A 20,621-nucleotide genomic window follows, 5' to 3' on the forward strand; every position below is an offset into this window, starting at 1 on the left:
GCGTTGATGTAGCGGCAGCCGTTGGCGTCCAGGCCGCTGAAGCCGCCGCCGTTGACGAAGGTGAAGCTGACGACGCTGTCGCCGAAGGCATCCGGCGTCGCCCAGGTGCCGACCAGGGTGGTCAGGTCGGCCGGCGTGGCGCTTTGCACGTCGTAGACGAAGTTCATCGAGCCGGCTTCGCCATCGTTGCGCACGTAGGTGCCGGTGAAACTGTCCTGCGCCATGAAGGTGCCGATGAAATCACCGGTCGTCGGCGGCGTCAGCGGCTGGCCAGCGGCATCGCGCAGGTTCGGCAGATGAAAGCGCAGCTGGGCATTGATGCCGCTGCCCACGGTCTGATACAGGCCCGAAGCGAGGAATTCGCCCTGGTCGCCGATCACCGTCATCCGGCCGCCTGGCTCGATCAGCGCGGTGCCTGCCACTTCGGCCGGCGTCTACTGGAACGTGGTGCGGCCGACGAACACGCCGACCGGCAGCTGGTCGGCCGGCGAAGTCAGATCGGGCACCTGGATGTCATCGACCTGCGAGGTGCAGCCGGCAACCGTCGCGAATGCTGCAAGCAGCGGGAACAGCAGAGCAGCTGGTTTCATCAGGAATTCTCGGAACATGACTTCAGCGCGACGGCCACAGCGGCGGCGGCTCGGGCGGGAACGGCTGGCTGGGATCGTCGAGCGGCTCGGCCGGCTTGCGCTCGGCCTTGGCGCGCGCCTCGATCCACTTGCCGAGGTTTGTGTTGTTGGCGGTGATCACCGTGTTGTCGGGATCGAGCTGGTGAGCCCGGGCGAGCAGTTCGGCGGCGGCATAAGGGTTGTTTTCCTTGAGCCGGATCACCGCGAGGTTGTTCATCGACACCGGATCGAAGGGATTGCCGCCGAGCCGGTCTTCGAGCGTCTTCAGCATCAGCTCGGCGCTGTTCGGGCTGGCGCTGAGTAACGGCGCTGGCGCATCGGCAGCGTTTGCGAAAAACGGCAGGGCGCAGCCGGCGGCGAGCAGCAGATGACGGAGTCTGATCATGGGCTGGGTCATGTCGTCAGTACTGGTAGAACGGCAGGATCGGCGCCGGATCGGTGGCTTCCGGCGGCTGCGGCGAGAAGTACCAGCGCAGATAGCCGTGCGCCTGCAGCTCGCGGAAGTTGCGGGCGTTGTCGATCGAGAACAGGCCGCCGACCGTCAGGCGCGGCGCGATCCGGTATTCGCTGAGCGCCTTCGCCGTGTAGCCAAGCCCGGTGCTGCGCTGGGCGGCATAGCCGGTGGCCTGGGTCGACTGCGGATTCAGCGCGACGACCCGTTCCAGCTCGGCCTGCAGCGCATCGAAACCGGGGTAGTACGGCGCGCCGTCCTCGCGGAAGCTCTGCACGCCGAAGGCGGCGCTCAGGTTCCAGCTCAGCGGCCCGGCGACACCGGCCCACTGCACTGGCACCGTCACTGCCGTGAACAGCTGCGGACTGAAATAGCCGCCGTGGCCGAAGGTGTAGAAGCGGCGGTTATCGTCGAAGCTGAACACGGTCAGGTTCAGGCCGTAGGTCAGGCCATGATTGGCAGCCAGCGCGGTGCGGCCGAAAACGCCGGCGCCACCGAGCAGCGAAGCATTGGTTTCGACATTGCGGCCGTCATAACTGTAATAGCCGCCGTAGCCGTAGAGACCGAAGCGGCCGGTGTCGTAGGCCAGGTCGACCCGGCCACCGGTGCGCGCCACGCCGCCGAACGTGCGGCCGAGCAGCGGGTCCTTGGCGCCGGCGTAGGCGAGCAGACTTTCGCTGACCGCGCGCCGCGAGACATCGACGCCAAGGCGCAGATCATCCGGGCTGTAGCGCCAGGACAAGCCGCCGACCAGGCGCTCGACTTCGAAGCCGATCGGCGTCACGCCGATGTCGGCGCGGAAATCGCCGAGCTTGTAGCCGAGCCCGAAGGCGACGCCGCCGGCATCGCGGGTGCCGGTGTCGGTGCCGCCGACCAGGGCGCCGGCGCCAATCCGCAACAGACGCGTGCCGCTGGCGGTACCGCTGTCGATGTAGACCGGTGTGGCGGTCAGCGAGCCCTGGCCGAAGCTGGTTTCCGGCAGATTCAGGGTGACCGGTGTTTCCAGATCGAACAGCTGCGACAGACCGCCCTCGCCCTTGCGCGAACGAATCGCCGTTTCGCCGCCGACCCAGCCGCTGGTCGACGACTCCAGCCGCGCGATCGGGCCCGGGTCGATCGGATAGACCTCGGCCGCATCGGCACCCGGCTTCGCCTTGGGCGCCGCCGGTTCGCTGAGCTTCAGCCACAGCGGCTGGCCAACCTGCGCCGCTTGCCAGGGGCCGACGCCATCGCCGGTGAGGGCATTGCTCGGCCGCAGGCCAACGGCCGCGCCCTGCACGGCGGGTGCTGATGGCGCAGCCGGCGCAAGGCCCCGGCCGACTGCCGACTGCACGGCCGGTGCTGCGGCAACGCCCGTTGCCCGCGGCGCCAGCGGACCCGGCGCGTCCGGCGAAGTCTCGGCCAGCAATTCGGCGACCGGCGCCGGCAAGCTCACGCCGGGCTGGCGCGGATCGATCCAGGCCAGTTGCGGCGCTGGCTGCTCGGCCGGCGATTCGCGTTCCAGTTCCTCGGCACGGCGATAGGCCTTGAGCGCCGCACCCTTGCGGTTTTCCTGCTCGGCAAGCCGGCCGGAGGCGCGCCACCAGCGCGGATTGGCAGCATCGAGCGACAGGCCGCGATCGATCTCGCGAGTCGCCGCAACCCTGCGATCACCGGCCAGAAGCGTATCGACCAGGCCGAGGCGGATATCGATGTCGTCCGGCTCGCGCTGGGCCAGGCTCTGGTAGATCGAAGCAGCGGCGTCGATGTCGCGGGCATCGGTCAGCAGCCGGGCCAGTGCCATCTGCACCTGCACGTTGGCCGGATAGCGGGCCACGGCATCGCGCAACTGCAGGTAAGCCTCCGGATAGCGGTGTTCGGTGCGGGCGCGATCGGCGAGCTTGACCCGATAGCCGATCACCAGCTGATCGAGCGCGGCCTGGCCGGCAGGATCGAGATCCTTGCGCGCAGCGAGATCGGCGGCGACCACTTCGAACTCGGCATCCTGGCCGGCGCTGAGCAGCAGCGCGGCGTATTGCGCGCGCAACGCCGGTGTCGCGCCGCGGCTGTCTCCTGTTCCTTGGCCCATCGCCCGGCGCATGTAGGCCACCGCGCGCGCCGGGTCCTGCAGTTCCGCCCAGCCGCTGGCCAGGGCCGACAGCAATTCGGGATCGCCACCGGCGGCGATGTCGGTATCGGTGAGGATGCGGTGGGCATCGCCCGGCCGGCTGCGGCGCAGCGCGATGCGTGCCCGTTCGAGCTGGTACTGCACCCAGGCGCGGCGCTGCAGGGCGATGGCGTCGTCTGTGCGCTCGGCGGCGGTGAAGCGTTCCAGGCGATTGAGCACGCCGGCCCAGTCCTGCTGTTCGGCGTCGAAATAGGCTTGGGCCAGGCGCACGTCGCGGTTGCTGCCGTGGCTCGAGGCCAGGCCGTCGAGCAGGGTCGCGGCTTCGGCGCGGCGATTCTGCTTGCGGTAGACCTCGGACAGATCGAGACGGATCCAGGGATTGGTCGGCTGTTCGAGCAGGGCATCGTTGAGCAGGCGCTCGCTGCCGGCGAGATCGCCCGCATCGCGGGCCTGCTTGGCGCGGCGACGCAACTGCTCGCCACGCAGGTTCGCCACCTGCGGCTGCAGCTTGGCCGGCGCTTTCCGCGCCAGTTCCAGCGCTTCGGCATCGCGACCGCTGCGGCTCAGCACGGTGAGCAGCACGGCGAGCGCATCGGCGTTCTGGTCATTGCGCTTCAGAGCGCTGCGGGCGATCGCTTCGGCTTCGCGATCCTTGCCGCGATTGAGCAGCACATCGGCATGGGCCAGGCGTACCGAGTCCGGCACTTCCGACGGTGGTGCGGCGAGCGCCGATGCGTAGGCGCTGTCGGCGGCCACGTAGTCGCCGGCCAGACGGGCTTTTTCGGCGGCCTGCACCCGCGACCAGAAGTTCGCCGAGGTCAGCGCTTCACGCCAGCGTCCTGCCGTTCCGGGCGATGCGGCGCGAGCTTTCTCGAGATAGTTTTTCGATTCCTCGTAGCGTTGCTGGCGCAGGCGGATCACGCCCATGCCGCCAAGCGCGTCGGCGTTGCCGGGGCTGGTCTTGAGGATGCTGGTGAAGCCGGCTTCGGCACCGGCGATATCGCCGCCATCGGCCTGCTTGAACAGACCGTTGATGCGCGCGCCGTAAGCGGCGCCGGCATCGGCGCGCTGGGCGCTGGCCAGGCCGTCGAGCTTGGCGCGGATTTCGGCGTCCTGATCGTCGGTAGCCAGCCAGGCACGATAGCGGCCGGCATCGGCGGGTTGGCCTTCGAGCCAGATCAGCGCCTGACGCTGGGACTTGCGGGCCTGCAGGCCGACCATTGGATGGGCGCTCAGCGCAGCGAGCTTGTCAATACCTTCGCGGCGGGTCTTTTCGCGGTACGTCAGGTGCTGGGCCAGTGCCAGCGCGGCGGCGGAATCCTTGGGATTGTTCGCGGCATTGCTGCGCAGCCAGCGCTCTGCCGGCGCCCAGCCCGCCTCGGTGGCACCAAGCGTCTGGTAGTACTCCATCGCGTTCGAGCCGCCGGTGGGTTCACCACCAAAGGCTTCGCGATAGGCTGCCAGCGCGGTCGGATAATCCTGGCTCGCAGCGGCGGCGCGAGCACGCGCCAAGGCGGCGGCATCGGGGCTGCCCTGACCGGCGCGGCCGGGGCCGTTGCCGCCAGCGACCACGCCTTCCGCCTGCTTCAAGGCCGCCGAACCCGGCGCGACCGTACGCAGGCGATCGAGATAGCGCTTGGCGCCCGGGCTGTCGTTCTCGCGCGTTGCCAGGCCGACCAGGCGGCTCAGCGCTTCGACATTGCCGGGATCGGCATCGACCACGCGCTGCCAGGCTTCGCGGGCACGACCGTACTGCTCGCGGCCTTCCCAATAGCGCCCTTGTTCAGCCAGCGCGCTGATCGCCGCCGCATCGGGCTTGGCCTGGGGCTTGGTCTCGGCTTGCGCCTGACTCTGGGCCGGCAAGCTGCCTGCGGCGGCTGCGAGAACCATCGGGACGACGCAGATCAGGGATCGCGGCAACGAACGGGGCAACGGGCGGGACAGCGGGCGCAACGGCTTCATGGCAGCTCCAGGCGGCCATCTTGGCCAAAGCGGAATCGTTTCTGATCGTGACCTTCGCCGAACAGCGCGAGTACCTGGTCGTAATAACGGGCCGGCGAGCCGAGCAGATCGCCGATCCGGGCACGCGCCAGGCGCTCGCGGGCCTGGGCGGCGAGCTCGTCTGCACCGGCGGCAGCGAGAAAAGGCAGCAAGGCGGCATCGAAACCCGGCGGGCCGATGCCGGCCGGTGCGCGGCCGTCCGGATACCAGGCCTCGGGCGTTCGGCCGATGCCGCGCAGCAGCGACAGATAGGGCGTCAGCGCGGTCAGCAGCGCGCGCGTTTCCGGCACGCTACCGGCGCCGAAACCGGCCCAGAGATAGTTGCGGATCGCGTCGTAACTGCCACGGCCATCGCTGACCGTATCGAGCCGCGGCCCGTCGGCGGTGAGCATGAACCAGTCCGGAATGCGGCCGCCGGGGGTCAGCGCCGGCAGCAGTTTCAGATAGCTGTTGAGCACCGCCTGCCAGGGGCCTTTCGGCCGCACCGAGATCAGATGCTTGATCAGGAACGGCGGCAGATAACTCGGATTGAGGCGGATGCCGGCTTCGGTCTCGAACCCGGCAGGGCCGGGCAGCAGCAGGGTCAGCGGGCCGGCGCGGCGCACTTCCCGGGTTTCGATCAGCCCCAGCAGCGCATGGGCTTCAGCGTGGTAGTCGTCACGCTTCCACAGTCGAGCGGCCTGCAGCAGGGTGTAGGCGATCCACAGATCGGCATCGGAAGCCGAATTCGGATCGACGACGCCCCAGCCGGTTTCACTGATCTGACCCCAGTGCCAGGCCGGCAGGCTGGTCTTCAGGCTGCCATCGGCGAGATTGGCGCGCGCCCAGTTCAGTACCTGTTCGAAGCGCGGCCGATCGCCGGCCACCAGTGCGAAGAACAGCGCATAGGACTGCCCTTCCGAAGTACTGCGGGCGTGATCGGTCCAGTCGACGACTCGGCCGTCGTCGCGGATGTAGCCGGCGGCGAACTGCTCCCAGGCCGGCCAGGACTCTGCCGCCACCGCGCCGGCCACGTTCAACGACAGGCCGAAGCCGACACCGGCCTTCAGCAGGTATCGGCGCGAGACCATGGTCCTCATCCGCCGCCAGCCTTCAGGCGTCGCGTCGCGCGCCGGCTCAGCGAACCGTAGAGCAGCAGGGTGGCGAGCACCGCGAAGACCAGCGCCAGCGGCGTCATCAGCCAGGGACGGGCGGCCAGCCAGTTGCGGAACTCGCGATGCCAAGGCAGTTGGCCGACGCCCCATTGATCGCCGAGCTGGTAGCCGCTGACCAGGCCGCCACGCAGCAGCGAAACATCGCCGACCACGAATTGCCGGCGCGCCGGATCGATCAGGGTTTCGGCGACGCTGAGCAGAGTCACTTTCGAGCCTGCGGTCAGCCAGACGGCGGACTGCGAGCCGTAAGGCGAACCCGCACCGATGATCAGGCCCAGCTCGCCGCTGCTGCCGGTCAGCTCGCGGCCGGCATAGGCGCGGGCGCCGGCGATATCGCGTCCGGAAGCCCAGGCCTGCAGGCTGTCGACCGCGCCCACCGGCTTCAGGCTGACACTGTCCGGGGTCAGCACCAGCGGCAGAGTATTCAGCCAGTTTTCCGGCATGTTGAGCTGCAGCTGGCGGCCGATCATCAGCACATCGCGATCGCCAGGGCTGGCACCGTTGCCGATGGTGTCGACCAGGATGCGCAGTGCCGGCGAACCGGTGATCTGGCCGAAGTGGCCGGCCACCATCAGCGCCGCAGACAAGGCGTCCTCATCGACGGTATCGGGCAGCAGCATCACCGTCTCGCTGAAATCCGACTGCAACGAGAACGGCAGGCCTGCGTCCCGGAAGCGGCCGAGATCCGGCCAGCGCGCATAGCGGCCGTGGCTGGCGAAGCTGATCGTCGACTCCGGGTCCACCGAACCGCCGAGTGCATCGGCCTGGAACGATTCGCAGGGCTTCGCGGCGATGCGCCGGAACTGGTACTGGAAGCTCAGCCGGTTGTTGGACACGATGCGACCGGCCGGAATGCTGATCCGGGCACGATCGGGTTCGATGCGGGCGTCGCCGGTCGCGGCACCACCACCACCGGCCTTGGCCAGGATCGACGAGGCGACGAAGTCGCCGTTGAGCAGGGTGCTCAGCGTCGCGCCCGGTGCGGTGATCGGCGCATAGCGATAGCTGACATCGATTTGGGCGCCGGCAGCGTCGTAGAACCAGACATCGGGCGGCAACCGGAAGTCGTAGCTGATCGGCCCTGGCGTCAGGCCACGGACGCTGGTCGGCCCGCTGGCCAGCTTGCCGAGCGTGGCCGGGAATTCCGGATCGAGCCAGCGCGGCGCGGTACCGCGCGGCGGCACCGGCGGCAGCGCCAGTTCGAGAATCGGCGCCACTGCGCCATCGAGCGAGGCCATGCCCAGGCTCAGCGCCTGCGCCGCGCGAACCAGGCCGGCATCGTCGGAGGATTCGAGCACCAGCAGCTTGGCGCCCGGATCATCCGGATGGTCGATCACGCGCAGCTGCACGCCGTTCGGCACCGGCCCGAGCTGGGCTTCGAAGTCCTTGCCGCTGCGCAGCACCACGGCATGACCACGGGGCAGCACATTGCCGTAGCTGACCGGGAACTCGGCACCGCGATAATCGGCCAGCGCGCCGAACCAGCTGGCGGTGATCGCGGCGGCGGTCATCGCATCGCTGCCCGGCCGTGCGGCGAAAGCGATCGGCAGACGCAGGCGGCGCGGATCGTTCGGCTCGAAGAACGGCCGCGGCAGGCGCGACAGGTTCGGCGGCTGCGGCAGCGCGGCCAGGGTCAGTTCCAGGGTCGACTGGTTGCTGATCAGGCTCCACAGGCTGCTGTGGGTCGGGTCTTCGCATTCGCGCTCGGTGTCGACGTAGTGCATCACGCCATCGAAGCGGATCTGGTTGAACTCCAGGAACAGCGCCGGATTGATGTCGATCACCCGCTCGCCGCGAGCGGCGGTCGAGGGGTCGAGCAGAAAGGTATCGACGACCTCGTCGTTGACCAGCGCCGTGAGGCTGGAAAAGCGTCCGACCAGCGACGGCGAATGGGCGTACTTCAGATGCAGCTTGGCGGCGGTGACCACTTGATCGCGTCGCAGCGGCACGGCGACGCTGGCCTGCGCGAACACCGTCGACAGACGCATCGGAAAGCCGACGCCGAGTTCGGCGAAGGTCAGCACGCGGGTGGTTTCATGCACCGCGCGATCGGAGGCCGGCTTGGTCGCCGCGGTGACCGCAAACGGATCGACGATAGCCTTCGGTGCCGCGCTGGCGGCAGCCGCCGCAGCGGCCGCAGTCCCGGGAGCTGCGGGCTGCTGCACCTCGGGCTGCACGGGCGCCGCGGCCGGCCCTTGCGCCTGAGCCTGGCCGCTGTTGCCGAGCCCGGCGAGCAGGACCGCGGCCAGCACCAGCGAGGCACCTGGCGACGGCGCATCGCGCCCCATGCCGATCTTCGACAGGGTCTGCTGACCCGCCCAGCGCCAGAAGTTGGCCGAGCCGATCATCGAGATGCGAAAGATCATCGCCATCGCTTTCAGCGGCTTGTCACGTACTTCGCGATCGCGCCAGTCCATCCAGGCATCGGCTCGGCCGAACATGGACTGGGTCAGGCTCGATTCCTGGGCAACACTCATCTTGTCGAATTCCAACGTCAGAAACTCTTGATCGCAACGGCGCACGATGCCCGGCAGCCAAAGGCGGCGGCCCGGCGATTCCAGGGCCACTTCGATCGGATCGCCGATCACGTAGTCGTTCAGCTCAGGCGTCGGCAGCAGCGCCAGTCCACCGGTGGAGATGTCGAAGGTCGTGGTCTGCACGACCTTGCGGGTGCCCGGCTTGCGCACCGCAGCCGTGAGTTCGTCTTCAACGCGCACCGTGCGGCGCAACTGCCGGCGCTCGCCGGCCACGCTCAGCGCCGCACCGAGGATGATCAGGTTGTAGGCCGCCCAGGCCATGTTCAGCCAGACCGTGTTGGTCAGCTCCATGTCGGCGAAGAACAGGCGCACGCAACCGATCGCGATGCCGACGACGTTCAGCAGGTACAGGAAGTAGTAGGGCTTGGCGATGTCGCCGTCGAAGTAGTCGCGATCGACGATGCCGCCCTTGGCGGTGACGTTGAACTTGCCGAGCTTCGGATTGATCAGCGCCAGCGTGGTCGGCAGGATGATGAAGGTGGCCAAAACCGTCTCGTAGACCTCGGCCCACCAGGAATGGCGGTGCTTGCCCTGGACACGCGAATTGGTCAGCACCGCGAGCGCCAGATGGGGCAGCGCGTAGACGACGATCATCAGCGCTTCAGCCTTGATGATCTGGGCGCCGAAGATCAGGAAGGCCATCGGGCTGGTCAGGAAGATCAGCCGAGGAATGCCGTAGAAGAAATGCGCCATCGCGTTCGAGTAGCACAGCCGCTGGCCGAAGCTCAGGCCCTTGGCGATCAGCGGATTGTCGATCCGGAAGATCTGCGCCATGCCGCGCGCCCAGCGGATGCGCTGACCGATATGCGCCGACAGCGATTCGGTGGCCAGGCCAGCGGCCTGCGGGATATTGATGTAGGCCGAGCTCCAGCCGCGCTGATGCATGCGCAGCGCGGTGTGGGCGTCCTCGGTGACCGTTTCCACGGCAATGCCGCCGATCTGCTCGATCGCCGTGCGCCGGATCACCGCGCAGGAGCCGCAGAAGAAGGTGGCGTTCCACAGGTCGTTACCGTCCTGCAGCAGGCCGTAGAACAGCTCACCTTCGTTGGGCACCTTGCGGAAGGTGCGCAGGTTGCGCTCGAAGGGATCGGGCGAGAAGAAGTGATGCGGCGTCTGCACCAGCGCCATGCGCGGATCGCTGAGCAGCGTGCCCAGGGTCATCTGCAGGAAGGACCGGGTGGGAATGTGGTCGCAATCGAAGATCGCGATGAACTCGCCCTTGGTCTTGCCCAGCGCGTGATTGATGTTGCCGGCCTTGGCGTGGTTGTTGTCGGGGCGGGTCATGTGGATTGCCCCGACCTGCTTGGCGAAGGCCGCCAACTCCGGACGCCGACCGTCATCGAGCAGATAGATCTTGATCCTGTCCTGCGGCCAGTCAATTTCCAGGGCGGCGAGCACGGTCGGCCTCACCACCGACAGCGGTTCGTTGTAGGTGGGAATGTAGACATCGACCATCGGCCACAGATCGCTGTTTTCCGGCAGCGGAATCGGCTTCCGATGCAGCGGCCACATGACCTGGAAGTAGCCGAGCACCAGGATCAGGTAAGCGTAGGTTTCGGCGGCGAGCAGGCCGCTGGCCAGGAACAGATCGAAGCCGGTATGGCCTTCACCGATCGGCAAGGTTTCGGTGTAGCGCCAGTACAGGTAGCGGGTCGAGAACGCGACCGACAGGCCCATCATCACCAGCAGCACAGCATGGGAGCGGCTGCGCAGCATCAGCGCCACCAGCACCGCCAGCGTGCCGGCGATCAGCTGCCAGTAAAGCGTCATCGGTGTTGCTGCAAAACCCCAGAGCGCCGCCGCGATGACCGGCAGGCACAGCATCAGGATCGCGGTGCGGAGCAGGCTTCCGGCGTCGCGATCGTGCTTCGCTGAGGTCACGCATCACCCCGCTGGCGGATCAGACTGACTTTCGAGGCCCCCAGACGATAGAGACGGTTCAGCACATCGGTCAGCATCAGTTCGCCGCTGGCTACCGGCGTCAGTTCCGCGATCCGCGGTAGCACCGGCAGGTCGAGCCGTAACATCGGCGCGCGCTTGGCGCGTGGTTCCGTCTGGCGGATCAGGCGACCGAAGGCTTCATCTACGGGTGCTGCATCACGCACCTGCTGCTGCGTGACGGTCGGGCGAGCCGCCTTCGCCGGAGCAGCCGCCACCAGCGGTGGCGGCGGAACCGGCGGCTGGCGCGGCGCCACAGGTGCTTCGACCACTTCAGCCGCTTCGACCGGAGCAGCGGCATCGTAGGCCGCGCCATCTTCGTGATTGTCAGTGCGATCGAAGCTCTTGAAGCGGAACGCCGCCATGTTCATCTGCTTCAGCAAGCGCTGGACATCATCTTCGGGCGGGGTATTCGGGGCTGAGCTCATGATCTGTATTTCTCGGACACGGTTCTTGCGGGCGGCGCGCTTACTGGAAGCGGCTTTCGTGGGTCAGTCGGTAGCGCAATTCGCCCGGCGGACGATCGGTGAGACGGATCTGGCGCAGCTGCAGGCGATCGTCGGCGCCGAGCTGGCGGATCCAGGTCGCGTACAGACCTTCGAACAACGACGAGGACCAGGCCAGGCCGGCTTTGCCGAACCAGGCTTCGAGCGGCGAATCGCCGTGGATGAAGTCGACGGCATCGTCGTGATGCTCGATCTTCAACCAGCCCCAGTCGTTGACCGCCAGCCACTCGCGCGCCAGCTGTTCAAGCTCGCCGAGACGTTCGATCTTCTCGACCGGATAGGTCTCGCCGAGGCGCACCCCGGCGGCGTGGAACAGCGAACGCAGCTGTTCTTCCCCGACATGGCCGTGCAGTTCCAGGGCAATCGCCTTGAGCACCGGCAGCACCGCCGTGATCCGCGGGCGGGTCTGGCCGAAGAACTGTTCGGCTTCCTGAACACTTTGCATTTCCATTCAACTGGCTTCCTTCACTCGCGCAACAACATTCCGGCGTGTCCGACAACGACACACCTGAGAATGGACTGTGGGCTTCCTGCAAGACCTACGCCGAATGACGACTCGGTCACACAAGGAGAATGCCAGCTATGGTGCCGCTTGTATCCAGCTGTTAATGCGCCTGCCGAAGGTGCCGGAAAAGACCAGGCGACCCGCTGGTGGTCACGACCAGCACGCCGATCTTCACGGTTTGAAAGTGGTTCGACAGAAGTCATGTGTCCGCAATATCAATTGACGATTCAAAGGTTCAGACGAGCCCGGCCCCGAAAACCGGACAAGGAACTTTTCTGTATCAACGGTTTGCCGCAGTGCATCAAGGCGACGCGAGCGCCGATATTTCGATTTAACGAACGTCCATTGCCTTCGGAAGCCCTTGAAAAATCTGACTTCAATTGGTTTTCGTTCAGTTCGCCGCGAGCTTTTTAAGCATTGATCTCGGGCTATTCAGGGTTTTGCCTGAGGTCGTTTTTACCACTCCGGATCATCAGGTCTTGGCCCCTAGCCGCACTCTGATGCGCAGGGCCAAATATTCATCGCTGAATACCGGCCGTGCAGGACTCACACTGGATAAATCCCCGGGTGCCATACGGCTGTTGGCCGCTAATGGATTCAATTTCATAGACGCTTGAAAAATTTACTTCCTCAGCAAGTATCGTCCCTTGCCCCGACCGGGAAATGCCGTTCATCCTCGTTCGGCCTGCCGCCTGACGGCGCCAGTCCAGCAAGGCGTGAAGCTCTGCCGATCTTTTCGTCCGACCGCACTGACTCGCGGTCCCACCGCACTTACCCTGACATGCTCACGTGTCCCGATTCGACGCCGACATGACCGGCCATTCCACAACCGACAGCATCGAAGGGGAAAGCCTGTCGTCGCTTTGGCAGCATCTGTACCCAGACTTGAAAGCACTGGCTCGCAGCCGGCTGCGCCGGGCCGGCGAATTCACGCTTCTGGACACCACCGCCCTGGTCAACCAGTCGTATCTCAAGCTGATGGCCAATGGCCCGGAGCAGCTCGACGGCAAGGCGCGGCGCCAGTTCTTCTGCTACGCCTCCAGCGTGATGCGCTCGGTGATCGTCGACCTCGCCCGCGAACGGCTCACCGAACGGCGGGGCAGCGGTGAAGTGCTGCGGCTGGAGATGCTGGTCGAGGAGCCGGGTGCGCCGGTCGACGACGATCCGCTGATCGTCGACAACGCGCTGACCGCGCTGCGTGCCCGCGAACCGCGGCTGGCCCAGGTCGTCGAGATGCGTTTCTTCGGCGGCTTTTCCGAAGCCGAGATCGCCGAAGCGCTCGGCCTCACCGAACGCACCGTACGCCGCGACTGGGAAAAGGCCCGCACCCTGATGCGCCTGCTGCTGGCCTGAGCCTGAAATGACCGCTTCGCTGTCCGACCTGCCAGCCGAGCGCTGGCAAACGTTTTCGACCTTGCTCGATGAAGTTCTGGATCTGCCGGCCGAGGCTCGCGAGCCCTGGCTGCGGCAGCTACCCGACGAGCACGCCGATCTCGCACCGCTGCTGCGCACGGCAGCGCTCGCCCATGCCGAGGTCAAGGCCAGGCCGCCGGCCGACCAACCTCGGCTGCGCGAAAGCCCGACCGGCGATCCCTGGACCTTCTCGGCGACGCGACGCATCGGCCCCTACGAACTGCTGACGCCGCTCGGCCAAGGCGGCATGGGCGAGGTCTGGAGCGCGCGCCGGATCGACGGCACACTGAACCGCGACGTGGCGCTGAAACTGCCGCACACCTGGCTGCTGACCGCCGGCGCCCGGCTGCGCCTGAACCGCGAGCGCGACATCCTCGCCGGCCTCAGCCACCCGAACGTCGCCCAGCTTTACGACGCCGGCATCGCCGACGACGGCCAGCCGTGGATGGCGCTGGAGAAGGTCGACGGCCAGCGTATCGACGCCTGGTGCCGCGAACGCCGGCTGCCGGTCGCCGCACGATTGCAGCTGTTCCTGCAGGTGCTCGACGCGGTGTCCGCCGCTCATGCGCGGCTGATCGTCCACCGCGATCTGAAGCCGTCGAACATCCTGGTCACCGACGACGGCCGCGCCAAGCTGCTCGACTTCGGCATCGCCAAGCTGATCGACGACGACGGCCGTGGCGATCTCACCGAGATCACTCGCCTCGCCGGCCGCTCGGCAACGCCGGAATACGCAGCGCCTGAACAACTGGCCGGCGGCACGGTGACCGCGGCGACCGATGTCTATTCGCTCGGCGTGGTGCTTCATGAACTGCTTTGCGGCCGCCGGCCAGGCGCGCCGCGCGGCCGAACCGCTGGAGCTGACGAAGGTGAGCGCGGACTGGCCTCGAACCTGACCATCAGCGGCTTCGCCCGGGAAGTCGGTGAAGTGGATGCAAAGGCGCTAGGCAGGGCGCTGAAGGGCGATCTCGATGCCATCCTCGCCAAGGCGCTGTCGCGTCGGCCGGAAGCGCGCTACAACTCGGTCGAGCGGATGGCCGACGACCTGCGCCGCCATCTCGCCCATCAGCCGATCGAGGCGCGTCATATCACCCGTGTCGAACGCGGCCTGAAGTTCGTCCGCCGTCATCGGCTGGCGATCGCATCAGCGACCCTGCTGAGTTTGTCGATCGCCGTCGGCGGTGCCGTCAGCCTGTGGCAGGCGCAACGCGCGAAGCAGGCGGCCAGCCTCGCGATGAGCGAAGCCGGCCGCGCCAACGCGACGCGCGACTTCCTGCTCAAGGTGCTCGGTGCCAGCGGCCGCCTGGTGGCCAGCGACCGGCCGGCCGGTTCGATCACCGCTCGGGAAATGCTCGACCTGATCGTCGACGATCTCGACGGCGAGCTGAAGCAGCAACCCGAGACCCGGCTGGAACTGCTGGAACTGGCCCGCAAGCTGTTTCGACAGTGGCACGATCTGCCGCGCGTCGAACAGGCCAACCAGCGCTATCGCGCACTGGTTGCCGAACTGCATGGTGGCGGCGACCCGCGCATTGTCGACAGCCTGATCGAACAGGCCAACGTCTACATCGAGTACGGCGATTTCAGCTCCGGCCTGCCATTGCTCGATCAAGCCGCGAGCCTGATCCGCAGCCAGGGATTGACCGGCTCGCCGGTCGAGGCGCAGTGGCTCGCCGCGATGGCCCGGCATTACCCAGCCGATACCGGCGACGCCAAGCGGGCGCTGGGTTATCTGCAGCAAGCCGCAGGGATCTACGCCAACCGCGCGCCGCAGGACAGCAGCCAGCGCTGGCCACGTTTCTATCTGGCCCAGGCACTGGCGGCGGACGGCCAACTGGCGGAAGCGCGGCGCACGGCGCTGGAATCGATCGCCATGGAACAAACGTGGCCGGTTCGCAATGACTGGTTCATTGCCTGGCAGACCGTCGAACTGGCTCACTACGAACGGCGGCTCGGCCATCGCGACGCGGCGCGCAAGGCCTACGAAGATGGCGAGAAGATGGTCCTGGCGACCTTCGGGCGCACCGTCGATACCCAGCTCGAAGCGGTGCTCTGGCGAGCCACGCTGATGCACTGGGCAGGCGACGATGCCAACGCGGAAGCGCTGTTCGCAAAGGAAAACGAGCTGCTCGAAGCACCGCCAGACCCCGACAGCAGCAATGAACCCACCTCGTCGGGCGAAGGCGGCGCCTGGTTCCGACTCGCTTATGGCCGGTTTCTGCTCGACCGGGGACGGGCCGCCGCCGCACTGCCCCTGCTGCAGCGTGCCAGCACGGTGGCGATCACCTCGAAGCCGGTCGAGTTGCGTCAGGCGGACGCCGTGCTGGCGCTCGGCGAAGCGCTGGCCGCACTCGGTCGCGATGGCGAAGCCGGCCAGCAGTTCGCCGCCGCCCATGAGGCCTATCGCAAGCTCGGCCGTCCGGGCATCGAGGCGGCGCTCGACGCCCGCGTCCGCTGGGCGCAGCACCTCGCCGAACACGGCGATCAGTCGCTGGCCCGTGCGGAGTTCGCGGCGGTGATGCTGCACGCCGATGGCCGGGCTCTGCCCACAGTTGCCGAGGCCCAGATGGGTCTTGCCGAACTCGACGCCAAGAAAAACGACAAAGCAGCAGCCCTGGCGCAGGCCGAGCAGGCGCTGCGCACGCTCGACCAGGTACAGGCGCTCTACAACCCGCAGATCCGTGTCGGCCTGCAGACACGTCTGGAGCGGCTCAAAGCCACGCCAGCCCGATAAGCCCACAGCAACGAAAACGGCCCTGCCCTGCGATGCAGGACAGGGCCGCAGAACCGACGCGAAGGCGGTTTAGTGCTTCGCCTTCGCCTGATTGGCCACCGCTTCGGCGGCGCGCTTCGCCGCTTCCGGGTCGCCGAGGTAACGATGGCTGACGACTTTGAGCTTGTCGTCCAGTTCGACCAGCAGCGGGATGCCGGTCGGGATGTTCACTTCGAGGATTTCGGCTTCGCCGAGGCCCATCAGGTACTTCCACAGCGCGCGGAGGCTGTTGCCGTGTGCTGCGACCAGCACGGTCTGGCCGGCCAGCAGCTGCGGGGCGATCTGGTCATGCCAGTACGGCAGCACGCGATCGAGCGTGGTGGCCAGCGATTCGGTGCCCGGCAGTGCGTTGATGTCGAGCTTCTTGTAGCGCGCATCGTTGGCCGGATGGCCAGCGTCGCTGAGTTCCATCGCCGGCGGCGGGATGTCGTAGCTGCGGCGCCAGATCTTGACCTGCGCCTCGCCGTGCTTGGCGGTGGTCTCGGCCTTGTCCAGACCCTGCAGCGCGCCGTAGTGGCGCTCGTTCAGGCGCCAGGACTTGGTCACCGGAATCCACTGCTGGTCCATCGCGTCGAGCGCGATGTTCAGGGTGCGCAGCGCGCGCTTCAGCACCGAGGTGTGGGCGCAGTCGAACTTCAGGCCTTCGGCGAGCATCAGCTCGCCGCCGGCTTTCGCTTCGGCGCGGCCCTGCTCGGTGAGGTCGACATCGACCCAGCCGGTGAAGCGGTTTTCGAGGTTCCACTGGCTTTGGCCGTGGCGCAGCAGCACTAGCTTGCGAGTCATGTCTGACGGGGCTCTTGGGTTGGGTTGCGATCGATGCGGGCCGAGCTTCAGCCCTGCAGGTAGTTGTTCTTGACTCTGACGTAATGAGCGGCCGAATAGGCCAGGTTCGACAACTCCTGCTCACTCAGCCGGCGCGCCTGCACTGCCGGGCTGCCGCGATACAGCCAGCCGGATTCCAGACGCTTGCCGGGGCCGACCAGTGCACCGGCGGCGATGAAGACATCGTCCTCGATCACCGCGCGGTCGAGCACCTTGGCGCCCATGCCGATCAGGCAGCGGTTGCCGACGGTGCAGCCATGCAGGATCGCCTGATGGCCGATGGTGACGTCGTCGCCGACGATCAGGCCCATGCCGCCGGGCAGCAGCGGGCCGTCGTGGGTGACGTGCAGCACCGCGCCGTCCTGGACGTTGCTGCGCGCGCCGATGCGGATGAAGTTGACGTCACCGCGGATCACCGCCATCGGCCAGACCGAGGCATCGTCACCGAGTTCGACATCGCCGATGACACAGGACTGCTCGTCGATGTAGACGTTCTGGCCCAGCCTTGGCAGCGCGCCGCGATACGCACGGATCATGGTCGGATCAGGGCGAAGATCATGGTGTCGGGACGATCGTCTGCAGGCCGCCCGGTGCTTCCTGGCGCGGCTTAGGCGCGTTGGCGCCGGTGTTGCGCTTGATGAAATCGTTGACGTAGAACATCACGTCGCTCTGGCCGACCGCGAACTTGATCAGCGAGGAAGTTGCCAGGGTCGCAATGATCTTGCGGTGGCTCATTTCCGGGTAGATCACCGTCTCCACCGGGCCATTGGCTCGCTGGATACGCGCCGCCAGATGTTCGGTGTTGCTCGAGAACACCGTCTTGTCGTCCTGGCCGTGCATCAGCAGCATCGGCGGATTGCTGCCGTCGGCATACATCATCGGCTGGGTCTGGTCGTAGTTTTCCGGAGCGCCGAACAGATCACGCAGATCCGGATCGGTGAGCGGCAGGAAATCGTAGGGGCCGGCGAGGCCGATCATGGCGCGGATCCAGGCGCGATCACCGCCCACCGATTTCATCAGCGCCGGATTCAGGGTCAGCATCGCCGCGTTGTAGGCGCCGGAGGAATGGCCCATCACCACGATCTTGGTGGGGTCGCCGCCGTACTGGGCGATCTGGCTGTGCGCCCACTTCACGGCCTTGGCGTTGTCGGTCAGGAAGCTCGGGTAACGCACCTGGGGATACAGGCGGTAATTCGGCAGCACGGCAACGAAGCCGCGCGCCGCAAGCGCCTGGCCGACGAACTTGTAGGCTTCCTTGCTGCCTTCCTGCCAGCGGCCGCCGAAGAAGAACACCACCACCGGCGCGTTGGCGACGCCGTTCGGGCTGTAGACATCGAGTTGCAGGCCGGTGGCCGCATCGAAGCCGACGTTCGACGACAGTCGATAGCCCTTGTCGGAGGTCAGGTCATTGGTCAGCTGCTGGCCGCTACAGGCGCTCAGCAACAGCAGGGCAGCGAAGAAGCTCAGGATCAGACTTGAGATAGGGCGCACGGAAACGGGTCTCTCGATGGGCAGCGGGAACCGGCCTGCATGATACCGCGACCGCTTCACGGCTCTCGCAGGAAGCGGGCCTGCTTGATCGTCGCGATCAGCATTTTCGATAGGCATGGCAGCGCCCGGCCGTGCGACGATCCTCGCTTCCAGCTTTGAACCGCGCTCTTGAACCAGGCACCTGCAGCCTGCATCTCTTGAACTGATCAGAATTTTTCCGGCATTCCCCATGACCAATCCGCTGCTCGCCCCCGTCTCCCCGAACACTCTGCCGGCGTTCGACGCCATCCAGCCCGAGCACGCCGAACCGGCGATCGACGGCGTGCTGGCCGACAACCGCGCCGCGCTCGACGCGCTGCTGTCCGGCGGCAAGGCGACGAGCTGGGAAGGTCTGATCGAGCCGCTGGAGAATCTGAGCGATCGCATGAGCCGCGCCTGGGGGCCGATCCAGCATCTGTTCGGCGTCACCTCGACCAGCGCCTGGCGCAAGGCCTTCAATGTGGTGCAGCCGAAGATCACCGAATACGGCCTGGAACTGTCGCAGAACGAAGCGCTGTTCCAGGCCTACGAGCAACTCGCCGCCAGCCCGGCGGCCGCCTCGTTCTCGCCGACCCGCAAGAAAGTGCTGACCGACGCGATCCGCGACTTCAAGCTGTCAGGCATTGCGCTGCCGGCCGAGCAGAAAGCGCGCTACAAGGTCATCGCGCTGCGCCTGTCCGAGCTGCAGACCAAGTTCGAGGAAAACCTGCTCGACGCAGTGCAGGCCTGGTCGAAGCACGTGACCGACGAAGCGCTGCTGGTCGGCATGACCGAGGAAGGCAAGGCCCAGGCCGCCGAGAAGGCGAAAGCCAAGGAACTCCAGGGCTGGCTGCTGACCCTCGATTTCCCGAGCTACGACGCCGTCATCTCCTACGCCGACAGCCGCGAGCTGCGCCACGAGCTGTACGAGGCCTACGCCACGCGTGCTTCGGAACTCGGCCCGCAAGGAGGCCAGTTCGACAACACGCCGCTGATGCAGGAAATCATCGCGCTGCGTGACGAGGAAGCGCGCCTGCTCGGCTTCAACAACTTCGCCGAGCTGTCGCTGGCGACCAAGATGGCCGAATCGCCGGATGCCGTCGAAGCCTTCCTGCTCGATCTGGCAGTCAAGGCCAAGCCGTTCGCGCTCGCCGAACTGGACGAGCTGCGCGCCTTCGCCAAGGCCCGTGATGGCCTGACCGATCTTGCGCCCTGGGACATGGCCTATTACTCGGAGAAGCTGAAAGAACAGAAGCTCGGCTATTCCGAGGAAGAACTGCGCCCGTACTTCCCGGCGCAGCAGGTGATTGCCGGCATGTTCGAAGTCGTCGAGCGCATGTACGGCGTGCGCATCGAAGCCGCGGCCGACATCAAGACCTGGCACAAGGACGTGACTACCTGGCGTCTCGCGGAGGCTGATGGCTCGGAGATCGGTCTGTTCTACCTCGATCCCTACGCTCGTCAGGACAAGCGCGGCGGCGCCTGGATGGACGAATGCCTGGTGCGTCGCCAGACCGCCACCGGCCTGCAGCGTCCGGTGGCCTATCTGACCTGCAACTTCACCCCTCCGCTGGGTGGTGCGCCGGCCCTGCTGACCCACGACGAAGTGGTCACCCTGTTCCACGAGTTCGGCCACGGCCTGCATCACCTGCTGACCCGGGTCGATGAGGCTTCGGTGTCCGGCATCCGCGGCGTCGCCTGGGATGCCGTGGAACTGCCCAGCCAGTTCATGGAGAACTGGTGCTATGACCGCGCCACGCTCAACGGCTTCGCCCGTCATTACAAGACTGGCGAAACGATCCCCGATGCGCTGCTCGCCAAGCTGCAGGCCGGCCGTGGCTATCAAGCCGGGCTGATGACCCTGCGCCAGGTCGAGTTCTCGCTGTTCGATCTGCGCCTGCATCGCGATACCGCCAGCGGCGTCGGAATTCTTGACACCCTCAACGCGGCGCGTGCCGAGGTCAGCGTGTTCCCGCCGCCGGCCTGGAACCGCATGCCGAACTCCTTCGGCCACATCTTTGCCGGCGGTTACGCGGCCGGCTACTACAGCTACAAGTGGGCCGAAGTGCTGTCCGCCGACGCCTTCGCGGCGTTCGAGGAATCGGATTTCTCGCCGGACACCGGCCGGCGCTTCCGCGATACCGTGCTGGCCAACGGCGGCTCGCAGGACGCGATGGATCTGTTCGTCGCCTTCCGTGGCCGCAAGCCGGAAGTGGAAGCGCTGCTGCGGCATTCCGGGCTGGTGCCTGACCGTCGGACAGCGGGCGCGGCCTGAA

Annotated in this window: 14 protein-coding genes; 3 read left to right on the plus strand and 11 right to left on the minus strand. The window is 66.7% G+C overall.

Annotated features, from left to right (window positions below; genetic code table 11):
• The 8 genes from QZY06_RS07340 to QZY06_RS07375 all read right to left on the minus strand — a co-directional run.
• Positions 1-422, minus strand: a 422-nt coding sequence (locus QZY06_RS07340; RefSeq protein ID WP_295682253.1) for a hypothetical protein, incomplete at its 3' end; no start/stop codon positions are given.
• A gap of 12 nt (positions 423-434) precedes the next feature.
• Entirely contained in the window at positions 435-590 is a 156-nt protein-coding gene (locus QZY06_RS07345) for a hypothetical protein (RefSeq protein ID WP_295682256.1), read from the minus strand.
• 22 nt (positions 591-612) lie between these two features.
• Positions 613-1,014, minus strand: a complete 402-nt coding sequence (locus QZY06_RS07350) for a hypothetical protein (RefSeq protein ID WP_295682258.1) — start codon at positions 1,012-1,014, stop codon at positions 613-615.
• Between the two features lie 16 nt (positions 1,015-1,030).
• Complete coding sequence (locus tag QZY06_RS07355) at positions 1,031-5,077, minus strand: cellulose synthase subunit BcsC-related outer membrane protein (RefSeq protein ID WP_295682260.1); 4,047 nt, start codon at positions 5,075-5,077, stop codon at positions 1,031-1,033.
• 68 nt (positions 5,078-5,145) lie between these two features.
• Positions 5,146-6,258 (minus strand): cellulose synthase complex periplasmic endoglucanase BcsZ, encoded by a 1,113-nt coding sequence (gene bcsZ, locus QZY06_RS07360; RefSeq protein WP_295682263.1) that lies wholly within the window; start codon positions 6,256-6,258, stop codon positions 5,146-5,148.
• A 5-nt stretch (positions 6,259-6,263) separates the two neighbouring features.
• Complete coding sequence (gene bcsA / locus QZY06_RS07365; protein ID WP_295682265.1) at positions 6,264-10,760, minus strand: UDP-forming cellulose synthase catalytic subunit; 4,497 nt, start codon at positions 10,758-10,760, stop codon at positions 6,264-6,266.
• Positions 10,757-11,245: a hypothetical protein gene (locus QZY06_RS07370; RefSeq protein ID WP_295682267.1), complete on the minus strand. Its 489-nt coding sequence runs from the start codon at positions 11,243-11,245 to the stop codon at positions 10,757-10,759. Before QZY06_RS07370 ends, bcsA begins: the two co-directional genes overlap by 4 nt.
• Positions 11,246-11,285: 40 nt before the next feature.
• Entirely contained in the window at positions 11,286-11,774 is a 489-nt protein-coding gene (locus QZY06_RS07375) for a hypothetical protein (protein WP_295682270.1), read from the minus strand.
• An 843-nt stretch (positions 11,775-12,617) separates the two neighbouring features.
• On the opposite strand from QZY06_RS07375, the gene QZY06_RS07380 reads away from it, so the two are divergent.
• Positions 12,618-13,181 (plus strand): ECF-type sigma factor, encoded by a 564-nt coding sequence (locus tag QZY06_RS07380; RefSeq protein WP_295682272.1) that lies wholly within the window; start codon positions 12,618-12,620, stop codon positions 13,179-13,181.
• Between the two features lie 7 nt (positions 13,182-13,188).
• Positions 13,189-15,975 (plus strand): serine/threonine-protein kinase, encoded by a 2,787-nt coding sequence (locus QZY06_RS07385; protein ID WP_295682278.1) that lies wholly within the window; start codon positions 13,189-13,191, stop codon positions 15,973-15,975.
• A gap of 69 nt (positions 15,976-16,044) precedes the next feature.
• Here QZY06_RS07385 and gpmA read toward each other — a convergent pair whose 3' ends face one another.
• The 3 genes from gpmA to QZY06_RS07400 are packed head-to-tail and all read right to left on the minus strand — an operon-like array spanning position 16,045 to position 18,327.
• Positions 16,045-16,797, minus strand: a complete 753-nt coding sequence (gpmA, locus tag QZY06_RS07390; protein WP_295682280.1) for a 2,3-diphosphoglycerate-dependent phosphoglycerate mutase — start codon at positions 16,795-16,797, stop codon at positions 16,045-16,047.
• A 47-nt stretch (positions 16,798-16,844) separates the two neighbouring features.
• Positions 16,845-17,372, minus strand: coding sequence for a gamma carbonic anhydrase family protein (locus tag QZY06_RS07395; RefSeq protein WP_293387664.1), 528 nt, complete (start codon positions 17,370-17,372; stop codon positions 16,845-16,847).
• 19 nt (positions 17,373-17,391) lie between these two features.
• On the minus strand, positions 17,392-18,327 hold the full coding sequence (locus QZY06_RS07400; protein ID WP_295682284.1) for an alpha/beta hydrolase: 936 nt from the start codon (positions 18,325-18,327) through the stop codon (positions 17,392-17,394).
• Positions 18,328-18,556: 229 nt separating this feature from the next.
• Here QZY06_RS07400 and QZY06_RS07405 point away from each other — a divergent pair, with 229 nt between their 5' ends.
• Positions 18,557-20,620 (plus strand): M3 family metallopeptidase, encoded by a 2,064-nt coding sequence (locus QZY06_RS07405; RefSeq protein ID WP_295682287.1) that lies wholly within the window; start codon positions 18,557-18,559, stop codon positions 20,618-20,620.
• Position 20,621: the final 1 nt, after the last annotated feature.

The organism is uncultured Nevskia sp. (assembly GCF_903885465.1).
Classification (GTDB): Bacteria; Pseudomonadota; Gammaproteobacteria; order Nevskiales; family Nevskiaceae; genus Nevskia.